This is a genomic window from Nisaea sediminum (assembly GCF_014904705.1).
GTDB lineage: Bacteria > Pseudomonadota > Alphaproteobacteria > Thalassobaculales > Thalassobaculaceae > Nisaea > Nisaea sediminum.
Map to the genome: position 1 here is coordinate 912,065 of NZ_JACZCQ010000006.1, position 14,706 is coordinate 926,770.

17 protein-coding genes are annotated in these 14,706 nt (G+C 65.7%); 10 read left to right on the forward strand and 7 right to left on the reverse strand.

Annotation, left to right across the window (positions count from 1 at the left end):
• Window positions 1-65: 65 nt before the first annotated feature.
• The gene (locus IG122_RS16390; protein ID WP_193185781.1) at window positions 66-1,064 is read right to left on the reverse strand and encodes a 2-hydroxyacid dehydrogenase; all 999 of its coding nucleotides are present in this window, start codon (window positions 1,062-1,064) and stop codon (window positions 66-68) included.
• A 205-nt stretch (window positions 1,065-1,269) separates the two neighbouring features.
• On the opposite strand from IG122_RS16390, the gene IG122_RS16395 reads away from it, so the two are divergent.
• On the forward strand, window positions 1,270-2,790 hold the full coding sequence (locus IG122_RS16395; RefSeq protein WP_193185784.1) for a gamma-glutamyltransferase family protein: 1,521 nt from the start codon (window positions 1,270-1,272) through the stop codon (window positions 2,788-2,790).
• Window positions 2,791-2,796: 6 nt separating this feature from the next.
• Here the strand turns inward: IG122_RS16395 and IG122_RS16400 are convergent, their stop codons facing one another.
• Window positions 2,797-3,000 carry a hypothetical protein gene (locus IG122_RS16400; protein ID WP_193185787.1) on the reverse strand — a complete coding sequence of 68 codons (204 nt, stop codon included), beginning with the start codon at window positions 2,998-3,000 and terminating at the stop codon, window positions 2,797-2,799.
• Between the two features lie 101 nt (window positions 3,001-3,101).
• Between IG122_RS16400 and cobU the strand changes: the two genes are divergently transcribed.
• Window positions 3,102-3,632: a bifunctional adenosylcobinamide kinase/adenosylcobinamide-phosphate guanylyltransferase gene (cobU, locus tag IG122_RS16405; RefSeq protein ID WP_193185790.1), complete on the forward strand. Its 531-nt coding sequence runs from the start codon at window positions 3,102-3,104 to the stop codon at window positions 3,630-3,632.
• Between the two features lie 12 nt (window positions 3,633-3,644).
• Here the strand turns inward: cobU and IG122_RS16410 are convergent, their stop codons facing one another.
• Window positions 3,645-3,878 (reverse strand): hypothetical protein, encoded by a 234-nt coding sequence (locus tag IG122_RS16410; protein ID WP_193185793.1) that lies wholly within the window; start codon window positions 3,876-3,878, stop codon window positions 3,645-3,647.
• Between the two features lie 335 nt (window positions 3,879-4,213).
• On the opposite strand from IG122_RS16410, the gene cbiB reads away from it, so the two are divergent.
• Together cbiB and IG122_RS16420 are read left to right on the forward strand one after the other, a co-directional pair.
• Complete coding sequence (gene cbiB, locus IG122_RS16415) at window positions 4,214-5,194, forward strand: adenosylcobinamide-phosphate synthase CbiB (RefSeq protein ID WP_193185795.1); 981 nt, start codon at window positions 4,214-4,216, stop codon at window positions 5,192-5,194.
• 145 nt (window positions 5,195-5,339) lie between these two features.
• Window positions 5,340-6,638, forward strand: a complete 1,299-nt coding sequence (locus IG122_RS16420; RefSeq protein ID WP_193185798.1) for an MATE family efflux transporter — start codon at window positions 5,340-5,342, stop codon at window positions 6,636-6,638.
• Here the strand turns inward: IG122_RS16420 and IG122_RS16425 are convergent, their stop codons facing one another.
• Window positions 6,639-7,298, reverse strand: coding sequence for a glutathione S-transferase family protein (locus IG122_RS16425; protein ID WP_193185801.1), 660 nt, complete (start codon window positions 7,296-7,298; stop codon window positions 6,639-6,641).
• 179 nt (window positions 7,299-7,477) lie between these two features.
• Between IG122_RS16425 and IG122_RS16430 the strand changes: the two genes are divergently transcribed.
• On the forward strand, window positions 7,478-8,866 hold the full coding sequence (locus IG122_RS16430) for a leucyl aminopeptidase family protein (RefSeq protein ID WP_193185804.1): 1,389 nt from the start codon (window positions 7,478-7,480) through the stop codon (window positions 8,864-8,866).
• Window positions 8,867-8,973: 107 nt separating this feature from the next.
• Window positions 8,974-9,339, forward strand: coding sequence for a MarR family transcriptional regulator (locus tag IG122_RS16435; RefSeq protein ID WP_193185807.1), 366 nt, complete (start codon window positions 8,974-8,976; stop codon window positions 9,337-9,339).
• 18 nt (window positions 9,340-9,357) lie between these two features.
• Here the strand turns inward: IG122_RS16435 and IG122_RS16440 are convergent, their stop codons facing one another.
• Entirely contained in the window at window positions 9,358-10,290 is a 933-nt protein-coding gene (locus IG122_RS16440; RefSeq protein WP_193185811.1) for a 2-hydroxyacid dehydrogenase, read from the reverse strand.
• 179 nt (window positions 10,291-10,469) lie between these two features.
• Between IG122_RS16440 and IG122_RS16445 the strand changes: the two genes are divergently transcribed.
• The gene (locus IG122_RS16445) at window positions 10,470-10,976 is read left to right on the forward strand and encodes an SET domain-containing protein (RefSeq protein WP_193185814.1); all 507 of its coding nucleotides are present in this window, start codon (window positions 10,470-10,472) and stop codon (window positions 10,974-10,976) included.
• Between the two features lie 24 nt (window positions 10,977-11,000).
• On the opposite strand, the gene IG122_RS16450 is transcribed toward IG122_RS16445, so the two are convergent.
• Window positions 11,001-11,780, reverse strand: coding sequence for an inositol monophosphatase family protein (locus tag IG122_RS16450; protein WP_193185817.1), 780 nt, complete (start codon window positions 11,778-11,780; stop codon window positions 11,001-11,003).
• A gap of 73 nt (window positions 11,781-11,853) precedes the next feature.
• Window positions 11,854-12,456, reverse strand: a complete 603-nt coding sequence (locus IG122_RS16455; protein ID WP_193185820.1) for a c-type cytochrome — start codon at window positions 12,454-12,456, stop codon at window positions 11,854-11,856.
• A gap of 250 nt (window positions 12,457-12,706) precedes the next feature.
• On the opposite strand from IG122_RS16455, the gene IG122_RS16460 reads away from it, so the two are divergent.
• From IG122_RS16460 to IG122_RS16470, 3 genes are all read left to right on the forward strand, one after another.
• The gene (locus IG122_RS16460) at window positions 12,707-13,462 is read left to right on the forward strand and encodes a 3-deoxy-manno-octulosonate cytidylyltransferase (RefSeq protein WP_193186258.1); all 756 of its coding nucleotides are present in this window, start codon (window positions 12,707-12,709) and stop codon (window positions 13,460-13,462) included.
• 16 nt (window positions 13,463-13,478) lie between these two features.
• Window positions 13,479-14,339: a prephenate dehydratase gene (locus IG122_RS16465; protein ID WP_193185823.1), complete on the forward strand. Its 861-nt coding sequence runs from the start codon at window positions 13,479-13,481 to the stop codon at window positions 14,337-14,339.
• A gap of 62 nt (window positions 14,340-14,401) precedes the next feature.
• Window positions 14,402-14,698 (forward strand): YciI family protein, encoded by a 297-nt coding sequence (locus IG122_RS16470; protein WP_193185826.1) that lies wholly within the window; start codon window positions 14,402-14,404, stop codon window positions 14,696-14,698.
• Window positions 14,699-14,706: the final 8 nt, after the last annotated feature.

Sequence of the window (14,706 nt, forward strand, 5' to 3'; positions counted from 1 at the left end):
GATCCTCTGGGTCCCGGCCTGCGCCGGGATGACAACCTTTTTCGGGATTGGAAAGCCGGATCGGTTCACCCTTGCCGGGTGCCCTCGAAGCAGAAATTCTCCAGCTCCTCGCCGCGCGCGAAGCGGTCGAGATTGGCGGCGACGAAAGCCCAGCGGCGGTCGCTCATCTCGTTGCTCCAGGCGGAGTTGTGCGGCGACATGATGATGTTGTCGAGCTTCTGGAACGGGAACTTGGACGGCCAGGGGTTCGGATCCTTCTTGGAGGGATAGACGTACCAGACGTCGATGATCCCGCCGCGGATCCGCTTGGTCGAAAGCGCCTCGTAGAGCGCTGCCTCGTCGATAACCGGGCCGCGGCCGACATTGCAGATCACCGCGTCGGGCTTCATCCGGTTGAAGGCATCGCGGTCGATCATGCCGCGCGTCTCCTCGGAGAGCGGCGCGGTGACGACGACGAAATCGCTTTCCTGCAGCAGCGCGTCGAGCTCGTCCGTAGTGCCGTACCAGTCGACCAGGCCCGGCTCTTCCCGTTTGGTGCGGGAGAGTGCCATGACCTTCATGTCGAAGGCCTTGCAGCGCTTCGCGACCTCGCGGCCGATATGGCCGTAGCCGACGATCCCGACGGTATGGCCGCGCATTTCGCGATGCATCGGGCCCTTGGAGATGTCGCGCCCGTTGTAGGACTGGGACTGCATCATCGGATGGGTCTCGCGCATCAGGCCGAGCTGGAATTCCAGCATGCCCGCCAGCACATGCTCGGCGATCGTGGTCTCGTGCTCGAAGGTGTTGCAGAAGACGGCCCCGCTCGGGACCTCTTCCGGCGTGATCCAGTCGTAGCCGGTGAAGGGGATCTGGAACAGTTTCAGCGGAATGCCCTTGGGCAGCTCCGGCACGCCGCCGCCGACGATGACCTCGGCATCCTTGACCCGCTCGCGGAACGCCTCCTCGCCGTCATCCTTCGCCCAGGTGACGATGTCCCAGTCGGTCGTCAGATGTTTCTTCAGCAGATTGTAGCGCGGGCTGTCTTTCGGCTGGGTCAGGAGCAGTTTCAGCGGCTTCGTCACGGATTGTCTCTTTCGGGTTCCGGAAGGCGAGAGGCCGCCTCGGGCGACCGTGTCCGACATAGCCCGGTCGAGGGCGCCGGACAAGGCTCCCTGTGGGCACGACTGGCGGGACCCCACGGGAACAATCCTTCCCGGATTGCGTATGTACATCGCGGTTTCGAGGCGCCAAACTCCCGCCTTCGCCCAATTCAGGAAAGACAGTCCCATGGCCGAGCCGGAACCGATTCTCTCCACCTGGCAGCAGGGTAAACCGGAGGTCGGCGCGGCCGCCACCGGCAATGCGGACGCGACCCGCGCGGCGCTCGATACCCTCGAGGCGGGCGGCAACGCCATCGATGCCGCGGTCGCGGCGGCCTATGTGATGGGCACGGTGGAACCGCTCGACAGCGGGATCGGAGCGGGCGGCTTCATGATCCTGCATGACGCGGCGAGCGGGCGGACGGAAAGCATCGACTTCCTCGGCACCTGCCCCGCAGCGGCGAAATACGAACTCTACGCCTCGATGGATGCCGCCATGCAATACGTGATCCGGGTGAAGGGGCGCGAGAACGAGCGCGGCCACCGCTCGGTCGCGGTGCCGGGCTCGGTGCGCGGCCTCGGCGCGGCGCAGGCGAAATTCGGAAAGCTGGCGATGCAGGACGTTCTGGCGCCGGCCATCGCGCTTGCGGAGGGCGGCTTCCGGGTCGGTCACAAGGCGGCGCTGCGCATGGCGCGCACGGAGAAGCTGCTCAATCTGACCGAGGCGACGCGCAAGCTGCTGCTGAAGGCCGACGGCAGCCTCTACCGCGCCGGCGACGAGATGGCGAACCCGGAATACGGGGCCTCTCTGCGCCTGATCGCGAAAGAGGGACCCGAGGTCTTCTACGAGGGCGAACTCGGCGACCGGCTGATCGCGGAGATGGAGGCGCATGACGGCTTCCTCTCGAAAGCAGACCTGAGGGGGTATGAAGCGATCTGGCGCGCGCCCGCGACGGCCCGCTTCAAGGGATATGACGTCGCGACCATGCCGCCGCCGTCCTCCGGCAGCCTAGTCTTCGCGGGCCTGGCCGCGCTCGAGGGCGAGACGGTTGTCGACGGCGCGCATTACGGACAACTCGCCGACGCGATGCTGGCAATGTTCCGGAAGCGGGCGGCGAGCTTCGGCGACCCGGCCTTCCTGAAGGCGGCGCCGGGCGAGTCCAGCGAGACCACGAGCCTTGCGGTGGTGGACAGGGACGGCAACGCGGCCTGCATCACCTATTCGAACAACAACCATTCCGGTGTCGTGCTTCCGGGCACCGGCATCCTGCTGAACAACCAGATGATGCTGTTCAGCCCCTGGCCGGGCAATCCGAACGAGGTGGTCCCCGGCAAGCGCCCGGTCTCCAGCATGATGCCGAGCCTGATGTTCCGGGACGGGAAGATCCGCATGGCGATCGGCGCTTCGGGAGCGACCCGCATTCCGACCTCGATCATGCAGGTGCTGTTCAACCGGCTGGTGCTGGGCGATGCGCTGCCGGAGGCGGTGGGCCGGGCCCGGGTCCATGCCGAGACCGAGTCCATGCTGGCGGATGCGGAGCTCGAGGAGACGGTGCGCCCGCTCGCAGATGCGCGCGGTCTTGGTCTGACGCTCAGCCCTGGCCGCGATCCGATGCTGGCCTCGGTGCAGGCCGTCGGCGTCAATGACGACGGGACGATGGCCGCCGTCGGCGATCCCAGGGCACGGGCCGCCGGGATGGTGCGCTAGCGCGCCTCAGCTCTCGGGATTGCCGGCCGCGAAATCCGCCTGCATCCGCTCCTCGAGTTTCAGGAGGTCTTCCGGCGGCTGCAGGCCCTCGGCCCGCATGGTGTTGAGGATGCGCTGAAGCTGCTCCCAGGCCTCGTGCAGGTCGGTGTTCTCCTCTTCGACCGACTCCAGGAGCAGTTGCGCGCTCATGGTCAGATCGTCTTGTGGCATCTCGTGCTCCCGTTCGCATTGCCGGCCGCTTGGGCTTCAGGTTCGGCTGAGTGTACCCTGCCGGCCGTGATCGGGAACAGGCGATTGATCGTGGAGCGGAAATGACGCAGGACGGAGCCGGGGTGACGCTGGTGCTCGGCGGAGCGAGATCGGGCAAGAGCCGCTATGCCGAAGCGCTTTGCCGCGCCGAATCCGGCGAGCGGATCTATATCGCGACCGCCGAGGCGCGGGATGCGGAAATGCGCGCGCGCGTCGCGCAGCACAAGGCGGAGCGCGCCGGGGACGGCTGGCGTACGATCGAGGAGACCATGGATCTTGCGGGCGTGCTCGTGCGCGAGGGGGCGCCCGACAGGGTGCTGCTGGTCGATTGCCTGACGCTCTGGCTGACCAACCACCTGCTCGCGGGCTCGGACGTCGAGACGGAGATCTCGAGGCTGGCGGACACTGTCTCGGCCCGGCCCGGAAGGCTGGTACTGGTGGCGAATGAGGTCGGCTTCGGGATCGTTCCGGAGAACAGGCTGGCGCGGCAGTTCCGCGACCATGCGGGGCGGCTGAACCAGCGCATCGCCGCCGCGGCGGACGAGGTTACGCTCGTCGTCGCCGGATTGCCTGTATCGGTAAAGGGGGGATGAGGCGCGCGGGCCTCAGAAGAAGGTCCACTCGCCCGAGAGACCTCGGACGCGAAGCACGGAAACGAGGTAGATGGCGGCCAGGACCGCGATGATTGCAACCGCGATCACGTCCAGGGTTCCTTGCGAAACCACTCTGTAGCCAAGCCACATCGCGAGACACGGTGCCGCGATCCAGCTCGTGGTTCTGATCCAGAGAAGGTTCGCCTTGATGGCGTGCCTCCTGCGGGTGAAATATCGCCGTTTCATCTTCAGCCCTTTCAAACGTAAATGAATAGGCGGTCCAACTAACTAAACGAAATGTGTTTACGTATTGTAAATTAAAATCGAAAAGTGCATACTATTTGACGGTGAGTCCCTTAGCCGATTCTCCTTGTGAGAACTCACTTCAAAATTCAACGGCCCGGTCGCCCTGACCGGGCCGCTTTTTTGTCATCAGCAAGTATGTGGAATCGTTGGTCATTTGTCAAGAAGGCCTCATTTTTGCTGTGGATTTATATAAATTGCTATGTATCTGGTGCTCCGAGTCGTGGCAGTGAACGGCACGCCCGCGGCCCTGCGAGGCGATCGGCAAAGGCGGAAAAATGGCTGAGGATTTCTTCACCGGGACGAGTGGCATTCTCTGCATTGCGCTGCTCATCGATGCGCTCGTCGGCGATCCGCCGGGCCTCTGGAACCGGCTGCCGCACCCGGTGGTTCTGTTCGGCCGGGCCATCGCGTGGGGGGAGGCGCGGCTTAACGATCCCGCTCTGCCTGGCGCCGAGCGGCGCCGCCGCGGCATCCTTCTGCTCGCGGCTCTCCTGACCGGCGCGGCGGCGACGGGATGGCTGCTGCACCGCGCGGTCGCGGGTCTTCCCTATGGATGGCTTCTGGAAGCGGCGATCGCATCGGTCTTTCTCGCCCAGCGCAGTCTCTACGATCACGTCCGCGCCGTCGCCATCGGGTTCGGAGAGGACGGGCTCGACGGAGCGCGCAGGGCCGTGTCGATGATCGTCGGGCGCGACCCGGAGCGGCTCGACGAGGCCGGGATCTGCCGGGCGGCGATCGAGACGGCGGCGGAAAATTTCTCCGACGGCGTGGTGGCGCCCGCCTTCTGGTACCTGCTGGCGGGGCTCCCCGGCCTGCTCGCCTACAAGGCGCTGAACACGGCCGACAGCATGATCGGGCACCGGAGCGCGCGCTATCTCGATTTCGGCCGGGCCGCGGCGCGGCTCGACGATTTCGCGAATTATCTCCCGGCGCGGCTCTCGGCGGTGCTGTTCTGGGCGGCGGCCCTCGCGCTCCCGGACGCCGATCCGGCCACCTCCTACAGGGCGACCCTGAGGGATGCCGGGAAGCACCGCTCTCCCAATGCCGGCTGGCCGGAGGCGGCGACGGCCGGCGCGCTCGGGCTGCGCCTCGCCGGGCCGCGGGTCTATGGCGGAGAGACGGTCGAGGATGCCTGGATGGGTCACGGCCGGGCGGAGGCCGCTCCGGGCGACATCCTCCGTACCCTGTCGCTCTTTCGTCTGGCCTGCCTCGCGCTGATGCTCGCCGTTGCCATGATCGGGCTGCTTTCCTTCTGAGGGCGGCCGGGGCTCCACATCGCTGTCGCTCCGGAGTTCGATTTTTTACCGACCGGACGGGGCCGGTTGCCTCTAAGGTCCGGGCGGTCTACATCGCGCCATCGCCTTTCCGGGAAAGCTCCGAGATTTGCCCAGCGAACCGACAATGAACCGAAGGGTCTGGCGCTTGGCCTGGCCGGTCGTGCTCTCGAACCTGACCATCCCGCTGGTCGGCGCCGTCGACACGGCGGTGGTCGGGCATCTCGACGCCGCCTTCTATATCGGCGGCGTGGCCCTCGGCACGCTGCTCTTCAACTATATCTACTGGGGCTTCGGCTTCCTGCGTATGGGAACCACCGGCTTCGTTGCACAGGCAAGGGGCGCGGGCGACGGCACGGAAATCATCGCGACGCTCGGCCGGGCTCTGATCCTCGCGCTGCTCTTCGGCGCCGCCTGCATTCTGCTCTCCGTGCCGATCGAGGAGACGGCGTTCGTCCTGTTGGAGGGCAGCGCCGATGTGGAGGAGGCGGCACGCAGCTATTTTGCCATCCGGGTCTGGGCGGCGCCGGCCGCGCTCTGCAATTCCTCCATCCTCGGCTGGCTCTTCGGTATGCAGGCCATGCGCGCCGGGCTGGTGCAGCAGCTGCTGATCAATTCCGCCAATGTGGTGCTCAATCTCTATTTCGTGCTGGTTCTGGACTGGGGCATCGAGGGCGTCGCGCTGGCGACGGTGATCGCTCAATATGCGGGTCTCGCGGTTGGGGCCGTGATCGTCTGGCGCCTGATTCCGAAGGACGCCCGGCGTCCGACGCTGCGAGAGCTGGCAGATGCCGGGCGCCTGAAGGCGATGATGGCGGTCAACCGCGACATCTTTCTGCGCACCCTGGCGGTGCTGACCGCCAGCGCCTTCTTCATGAACGAGAGCGCGAAGCTCGGCGATACGGTGCTGGCGGCAAATGCGGTTTTCGGCGTCTTCAGGAGTTTTGCCGACTATGGGCTTGACGGTTACGCCCATGCGGCTGAAGCGCTGGTCGGCGAGGCGATCGGCCGCCGCTCGAAGAGCCGGCTGAGAGGCGCTGTGATCGCCACCACCAGGGGCGCGGTGGTTCTCGCCCTGCTGATCGCGGCGGTTTTCTGGTTTGCCGGCGGGCCGATAATCGATCTGATCACCAGCATCGAGGGCGTGCGAGAGACCGCGCGGATCTACCTCCCCTGGGTGGCGGCCTTCCCGATCATGGCTGTCTGGTCCTTCCAGCTCGACGGAATCTTCATAGGCGCGACCCGCGGCCCGGAAATGCGGAACAGCATGATCTTCTGCCTGATCCTGTTTGTCGCCGCCGCGACGCCGCTCGTCGCCGCCTTCGGCAATCACGGACTTTGGGCCGGCTACAGCCTGTTTCTGCTGATCCGCGCCGTCACACTGACGCTCTACTACCCCCGGATCGAGCGGGGGCTCGGCGATTGATCAGAATTCGTGCCGATCGATCACCATCGGCTCTTTCTTGGCGTCGTCTACCCAGGCCTTGACCGCTGCGTTCTCCCAGATCGCATCGGCATAGGCCGCCGCCTCGTCGGCGAGCTCCACCGCATAGGTGCGGAAGCGCGAGACCACCGGCGCGAACATCGCGTCGGCGATGGTGAAACGACCGAAAAGGTAGGGGCCGTCTGCCGGATCGGTCACCCGGCGCCGGTGATTGCGCCAGATCGCGGTGATCCGGTTGATGTCTTCCTGCACGCCGGGGCCGCGGCCCAGGCCGGGAAAGCTGGAGCGGACGTTCATCGGCATGTTCTGGCGCAGCGCCGTGAAGCCCGAATGCATCTCCGCCGAGACCGAGCGCGCGCGGGCGCGGGCGATCGGGTCGTCCGGCCAGAGGCCCGCTTCCGGGTGCTTCTCGTTCAGATACTCGCCGATCGAGAGGCTGTCCCAGACCGTCAGCTCGCCGTCCTTCAGAACGGGAACCTTGCCCGTCGGCGAATGGCGCAGGATCTCCTGCCGCGTGTTGGACGTGTCGAGCGCGATCACGGTTTCCTCGAACTCGATGCCGGTCGCCTTCATCATCAGCCACGGCCGCATAGACCAGGACGAATAGTTCTTGTTCCCGATAATAAGGCTGTATGGCGCCATTTTCTTTGTTCCCTCTGAGCCCTGCCGGGGCCATTTGAACCGCCAGCGGCGTGGTGCGCAACCTCTGTCATTCCGGTCCGGTCGGCAGAATGCCGGAGCCGCCCGCTCTGCCGCGCTTGAAGCGGGCCCGGAGCGCGGGCTAGAACGGATGGCGATTGATCCTCTCTGGAGCTCCTCCGATGCCATTCCGATTCGTTGCCAAGGCCACGCCGAAATCCGTCCCGCTGACCCCGGTCAGCGCCGCCACCTTGCCGGGTTGGCTGAAAGGCGCGGAGACACGGGCGGCGCGCTGGGTGCGCGATTCGGGCTTCAAGGCGGATGCGGGCGCGGTCTGCTTCGTGCCCGGCGACGATGGCGGCCTCGAACGTGTGCTCTTCGGCGTTGCCGAGAGCGCGGCGCCGGGCGGCGGGCTCTGGGACCTCGCGCCGCTCCCGGCACTGCTGCCGAAGGGACGCTACTATCTCGACGCTGCGCTCGCGCCCGAGGCCGCGACCCGGGCGGCGACGGGCTGGGCCCTCGCCCATTACAGCTTCGACAAGTTCAAGGAGAAGACCGTTTTCAAGGCGGAACTGGTCTGGCCGGAAGGGGCCGATCAGGACGAGGTGAAGCGGCTGGCCGAGGCGACCGCGCTCGCCCGCGACCTGATCAACCGCCCGGCTAACGATCTCGGCCCGGCGGAACTGGCATCGGCGGCCGAGGATCTGGCGAAGAGTTACAAGGCGAAATGCTCCGTCATCGAGGGCGAGGCGCTGCTTGCCGAGAACTTCCCGATGATCCACGCGGTCGGCCGCGCCGCCGACCGGGCGCCGCGACTGATCGATCTCCGCTGGGGCAAGAAGAGCCATCCGAAGGTGACCATCGTCGGCAAGGGCGTGATCTTCGACAGCGGCGGGCTCGACCTGAAGCCGGCCTCGGCGATGCTGATGATGAAGAAGGACATGGGCGGCTCGGCCCAGGCGCTGGCGCTGGCCAAGCTGGTGATGGACGCGAAACTGCCCGTGCGGCTCCGCGTGCTCGTGCCGGCGGTGGAGAACGCCGTTTCCGGCAACGCCTTCCGCCCGATGGACATTCTCTCCTCGCGCAAGGGTCTGACCGTCGAGGTCGGCAATACCGATGCCGAGGGCCGGCTGGTGCTCGCGGACGCGCTGACCGAGGCGGACAGCGAGGCGCCGGAGATGATCCTGGACTTCTCGACGCTCACCGGTGCCGCGCGGGTCGCGCTCGGCACCGATCTGCCGGCGCTCTTCAGCAACGACGATAAACTTGCGGAAGATCTGCTCGAGGCCGGGCTTGCCGAGGACGATCCGCTCTGGCGCCTGCCGCTGCACAAGCCCTACAAATCGATGCTGATTTCTCCGAACGCGGATCTCTCCAGCACCGGCTCCGGCCCCTATGCCGGCGCGATCACCGCGGCCCTGTTCCTCGAGCATTTCATTTCGGCCGAGACGCACTGGGCGCATGTCGACCTGATGGCCTGGAATCTCAAATCGAAACCGGGACGACCGGAAGGCGGCGAGGCTATGGGTGTCCGTGCATTTTATAGAATGTTGCGTAAACGTTATAGTTAATGCGCACGATAAACGAACGATCCGTCAGGATCGAACATTGCGCGATACGGAAACGACCTGTATAGTCAAATCGACTTCGAAACAAATACAGCGTTGCCGGAAGCGAAATGGCCGTCGATTCGATCCAAGCTCTCAGCATTTGGCGCAAGGCCCTGGTTGAAAGCGTCCGGCGCGACACGCCGGACCTGACCGCGCGTCAGCTCGCCGTGCTGCTGACGGTCTATATCGAGAACCCGCCGCACACGGTGCGCGGTCTCGCGGCGACGCTGAACGTCTCCAAGCCGGCCATCACCCGCGCCCTCGACCGGCTCGGCGAATACGGCTTCGTGCGCCGCAAGGCGGACGAGAGCGACCGCCGCAGCGTGCTGGTCCAGCGCACCGTGAAGGGCTCCGTCTTCCTGACCGAGTTCGGCGATCTCGTGGTCGGTGCTTCCAGGGGCACCCGCTTCGAGCAGTCCGACGCCGCCGACTGACCGCGCCGGACTCTTTTCTCAATACTTCTGTTTCGGATCGACCATGTTGTTCGGCGCCTCGCCGCGGAACACTTTCCGGATCGCATCCGCGACCTGGTCGGCGCCGCTGAGCGGGTTGGTCTGGGCCGAGACATGGGGCCAGAGATCGACCTTCGGATGCTCCCAGAACGGGCTGTCCTGAGGCAGCGGCTCCCGGCGGAAGACGTCGAGCGCGGCATGGGCGATATGGCCGCTGTCGAGCGCCGCCAGCAGGTCTTCCTCGACCACATGGCCGCCGCGGCCGGAATTGATCACGAAGCTGCCCTCCGGCATCGCCGCTAGGGTCTCGGCGTTGATCACACCCTCGGTCTCCGGCGTCAGCGGCAGCAGGCAGCAGAGAATCTCGGTCCGTTGCATGAACGGAATGAGCTGGTCGGCGCCGAAATAACTCGTCACGCCCGGAATGATCTTCTCGCTGCGGCTCCAGCCGGCAGTCTCGAAACCGAGCGCTGCGATCTTCGCCGCCGCGTCCGCGCCGAGCGCGCCGAGCCCGAGAATGCCGACCCTGCGGCTTGCCGTGTCCGGCGCCGGCAGGGCGGTCCAGGTCTTGGTCTTGCGCAGTTCCTCGTATTCCGGCGCCTGACGGTGATAGCGCAGCACGTGCAGCAGAACCCACTCGCTCATCGCCTGCGCCATCCAGGGATCGACCAGCCGCATGATCTTGATGCCCTCCGGCAGTTCCGGATCGGCGAAGATGTGGTCGACGCCCTGGCCGAGGGAGCAGACGCATTTGAGGTTCGGGAACTGCTTCAGCGCGCCCGGAGGCATCTTCCAGGCCAGCACGAACTCGACGTCCTCCGGGTTCCCCACGTCCGGCCAGGCGCGGAAATCGAGATCGGGGATCCGCTCCTTCAGGGACTTCTCCCAGCCGGTGGCGGTGTCGGAGGTGGAGCGGAAAAGGATGGCGGGCATGGGGGCTCCGGGAATGTGTTCGAGGCGGGAGTTTGGTCGTAACACGAGGGCACGGGACGGGACCAGCCCTCACCTGAAGGTCGTCATCCCGGCCGATAGGCCGGGGGGGATGTCTCAATCCGCAATAAAAACGTCACGATTTTCGTCTAACGTTCCGCCCCTTCCGAAGGCAGGTCAGCATGTTCGTGTGGTTCTCAGACAGTGTCGAAAAGTATGCAAGCGAGATTGAGGGCACCGGTTTGCGCGCGGTCCGGCCGATCGCTGTGGGCGATCTCCTGATCGTCAAAGGCGGGCATGTCTTCAACCGGGAGCGGCGTGACGACCTGGCGAAAACTCTCGGACCCGCGGAGATCCAGATCGACGATCATCTGTTCATCGGACCGGACAGGCCCGAAGATCGGGATTCGGGCATGATGTATCTGAACCATTCCTGCGATCCCAATGTCGGCATGGTCGGTCAGATCGCGTTTCATGCCATGCGCGATATCGCCGCCGGAGAGGAGCTGGCTTTCGACTACGCCACCGGCGACGACGACGACTGGAAGATGGAGTGCAGATGCGGTGCGGAAAACTGCCGCAGGACAGTGACCGGTCGGGACTGGAGGATGCCGGAGCTCCAGGCGCGCTATGCCGGCTGGTTCTCGGCTTATCTGCAGCGCAAGATCGCGGCGCTGCAGGGGGCCTGACGACCGCGATGGAGCGGAGCGGGGTCAGGCCTTCGAGAGGATCTCGAGTGCGGCCTCGTGCACGCGCTTGTCGCCGGAGGCGAGAATCCGGTTGGTCGAGCCGGGCGCCGGGCGCTCGCCCTTCCAGTCGGTGATGATCCCGCCGGCGGCCTCGATTACCGGGACCACGGCGAGGAAATCGTAATCCTGCAGCCCGGCCTCGACGCAGAGATCGACATGGCCGCTCGCGAGCGTCGCGAAATTGTGACAGTCGCCGCCGAACACCTGGTAGCGGGTCGCGGCGCGCATCTCGGCATAGATCTCCTCGACCCCGTCGAACATGCTGGGAGAAGTGGCGGCGAGGATGGCACCGGAGAGGCTCTCGCACGGACGTACCGTCACCGGTGAGCCGTTCATCCGGGTGATGTAGCCCTTGCCGCCGATCCAGCGTTCGTTCAGCACCGGCATGTCGATCACGCCGAGCGCCGGCGAGCCATTCTCGACGAGCCCGATCAGGGTGCCGAAGCGCGGGCTGCCGGTGATGAAGGCCTTGGTGCCGTCGATCGGGTCGAGCGACCAGACGAATTCCGCGTCCTCCCGGACCTTGCCGAACTCCTCGCCGGCGATACCGTGCTCCGGATAGCGCTCCTCGATCAGGGCGCGCATCACCTTCTCGGCCGTCCGGTCGGCGATGGTCACCGGACTCTCGTCCGCCTTCGCCTCGATATTGACGCCGAAATTGTGATAGCGGCGGATTACGCCGCGTGCGGCATCGGCGAGAGATGCGGCGAAGGCCGCGAGCTCGGTGGTGGAAGGCCGGGACATGAGGATCAAACTCCGCAAAAGAAAAAGCCGGGCAACGCGGTGCCCGGCTTCTCGTCAAAAGTCTCGAATAGGATCAGCCGCCGGTGGCCGCTTTGTAGGCATCCTCGACCGCCTGCACTTCATCCGCGGTCGGCAGCGGCGCCGGGCTGTCGGCGAGGGAACGGAGATAGGCGACGAGGTCGGCCCGGTCTTCCGCTTTCTTGATGCCGGCGAAGTTCATCTTCGTGCCCGGCGCATAGTCCTTCGGCTTCTTCAGGAACTTGTTGAGCGACGTGTAGGTCCAGTTCGGGGTCTCGCCCGAGGACTTGATCGCGTCGGAATAGGCGAAATCGGCAAGGTGGCCCTTGTCGGCGTTCACGACGTTCCAAAGGTTCGGGCCGACCTTGTTCGGGCCGCCCTTGTCGAAGCTGTGGCACGCGGCGCACTTTTTCGCGGTCTTTTCGCCAGCGGCCGGGTCGGCGCTGGCGAGCATGCCGAGGATCGGCTCGATCGGTGCCGGGCCCGCCGGCTCGGCGGAAGCGGTGGCTTCGCCGCCGGTCACTTCGATCGGATAGGCATTCTCTTCGAGATCGTGCGGATGGACCAGCACGCCCGCGAGCTTGCCGACGCCCATCAGAAGCAGGCCGCCGCAGAGAACGCCCGCGGCGATCTTGTTGAATTCCAGAGAAGATGACATGCCGAACCCTCGTCCCGCCTTTGTTTCCCGCCGTCGCGCCGCCTCTTCGGGCAACGCGCGGACCAGCTTATCTCACACTCCGGCCGCGCCGCAAAATCGGAGGCGACAGGCACGGAACAGTTTCCTATAAGGTTCCGCCCCTTAAGACGCAAGTCCGGACATGGGCTTGCCCTATCGAGCAGGGGGAGCGATGCGCGACATTTCGCCGCGCCGCGCGCATGAATTCCAGGGTCCGGGAGGGCTGACCGCGATGGCGGCGAGTGCGAAACCCAGCAATCCGATCGTGCTGATTCCGGCACGCATGAAGTCGGAGCGGCTGCCGAACAAGCCGCTGGCACTGATCGCCGGCGAGCCGATGATTGTCCATGTGATCCGCCGCGCCGAGGAGGCGAAGCTCGGCCGCGTCGCCGTCGCCTGCGCCGAGCAGGAGATCGCCGACGCGGTGATCGCGGCCGGCGGAGAGGCGGTGCTGACGGACCCGAACCATCCCTCCGGCTCCGACCGGATCTGGGAGGCTCTGCTGAAGCTCGATCCCGGGGGACAGCACGACGCCATCGTCAATATCCAGGGCGACCTGCCGGTGCTCGACCCGGCGGTGCCGCAGGCGGCCCTCGCGATGCTCGATCGGGCCGAGGTCGATATCGGCGCGCCGGCGGCGCCAATCGTCGACGAGGACGACGTCACCAATCCGAGCGTGACCAAACCCGTCGTCGCCTGGGAGGCGGACGGCAGCCGCGGCCGCGCGCTCTATTTCAGCCGCGCGACGGTACCTTATGGGCCGGGCGAGCTGTTCCATTTCATCGGCCTCTATGCCTATCGCCGCGCGGCGCTGGAGCGTTTCGTCGCCCTGCCGCCCTCGGCGCTGGAGAAGCGCGAGAAGCTGGAGCAGCTTCGCCCGCTCGAAGCCGGCATGCGCATCGACGTCGCCCGCGTTGACACGGTTCCGCTCGGTGTCGATACTCCGGCGGACCTTGAGAAGGCCCGGAAAATCCTCGAAAAACCCTGAGTTTGAAAGCAGTCCCGTGACCGAGCAGAAACAGAAGATCGCCTTCCAGGGCGAACCCGGCGCAAATTCCCACATGGCCTGCCAGGCCGTCCGCCCCGACTTGGAGCCGATGCCCTGCCAGAGCTTTGAGGACATGCTGGAGGCGGTGAAGGCCGGCGAGGCACTCTGCGCCATGGTGCCGGTGGAGAATTCCGTCGCCGGACGGGTCGCCGACATCCATCATCTGCTGCCGGAATCGGGACTCCATATCATCGGCGAGCATTTCCAGCGCATCAACGCGATGCTGCTGGGCGTTCCGGGCACGAAGCTCGAGGACATCCGGGAGATCCGCTCCCATGTCCATGCGCTTGCCCAGTCGCGCAAGCTGATGGCCGAACTCGGCGCCAAGCCGGTGCAGCATTCCGACACCGCCGGTGCCGCCCGCTATATCTCGGAAAAGGGCGACAAGTCGGTCGCCGCAATCGGGCCGCGGCTCGCCGCCGAACTGTATGGGCTCGACATCCTGCGCGAGGGCGTCGAGGACGCGGAGCACAATACCACCCGCTTCCTCATCATGGCTCGCGAGGGTGTGGTGCCGCCGGCCAATAACGGCCGCTGCGTAACCACCATTATCTTCCGAGTGCGCAGCGTGCCGGCTTCGCTCTACAAGGCGCTCGGCGGCTTTGCCACCAACGGCGTCAACCTGACCAAGCTCGAATCCTACCTGATCGACGGCAAGTTCACGGCCGCCCAGTTTTATGTCGATGCCGAGGGCCATCCGGAGGAGACGCCGCTGAAGCTGGCGCTCGAGGAACTGCGCTTCTTCTGTCCGCAAGGCGCGGTGAAGATCATGGGCACCTATCCCGCCCACCCGTTCCGCATCGAGAACATCAACTGAAACGGAAACGGAAACGGCGCGCCGCGGGCCGCCGGCACAACCAGCACTTAGAGGAGCTTCGAATGCCTTACGCCATCATTGCCCGCGACAAGCCCGGCGCTCTGGACAAGCGGATGGAACACCGTCCGGCCCATGTCGAGTATCTGAAGTCGAAGATGGACCTGATCCTCTGCGGCGGCGCCACCCTCGGCGGCGCGGACGAGAGCATGGACGGCAGCCTGCTGATCCTCGATACCGAGGACCGCGCGGTGGCCGAGGATTTCGCGAAGAACGATCCCTTCGCCCTCAACGGCGTGTTCGAGACCGTGACCGTCATGCCGTGGCGCAAGACCATCTGGGACAAGGCCCTGCAGGGCTAACGAAGCCC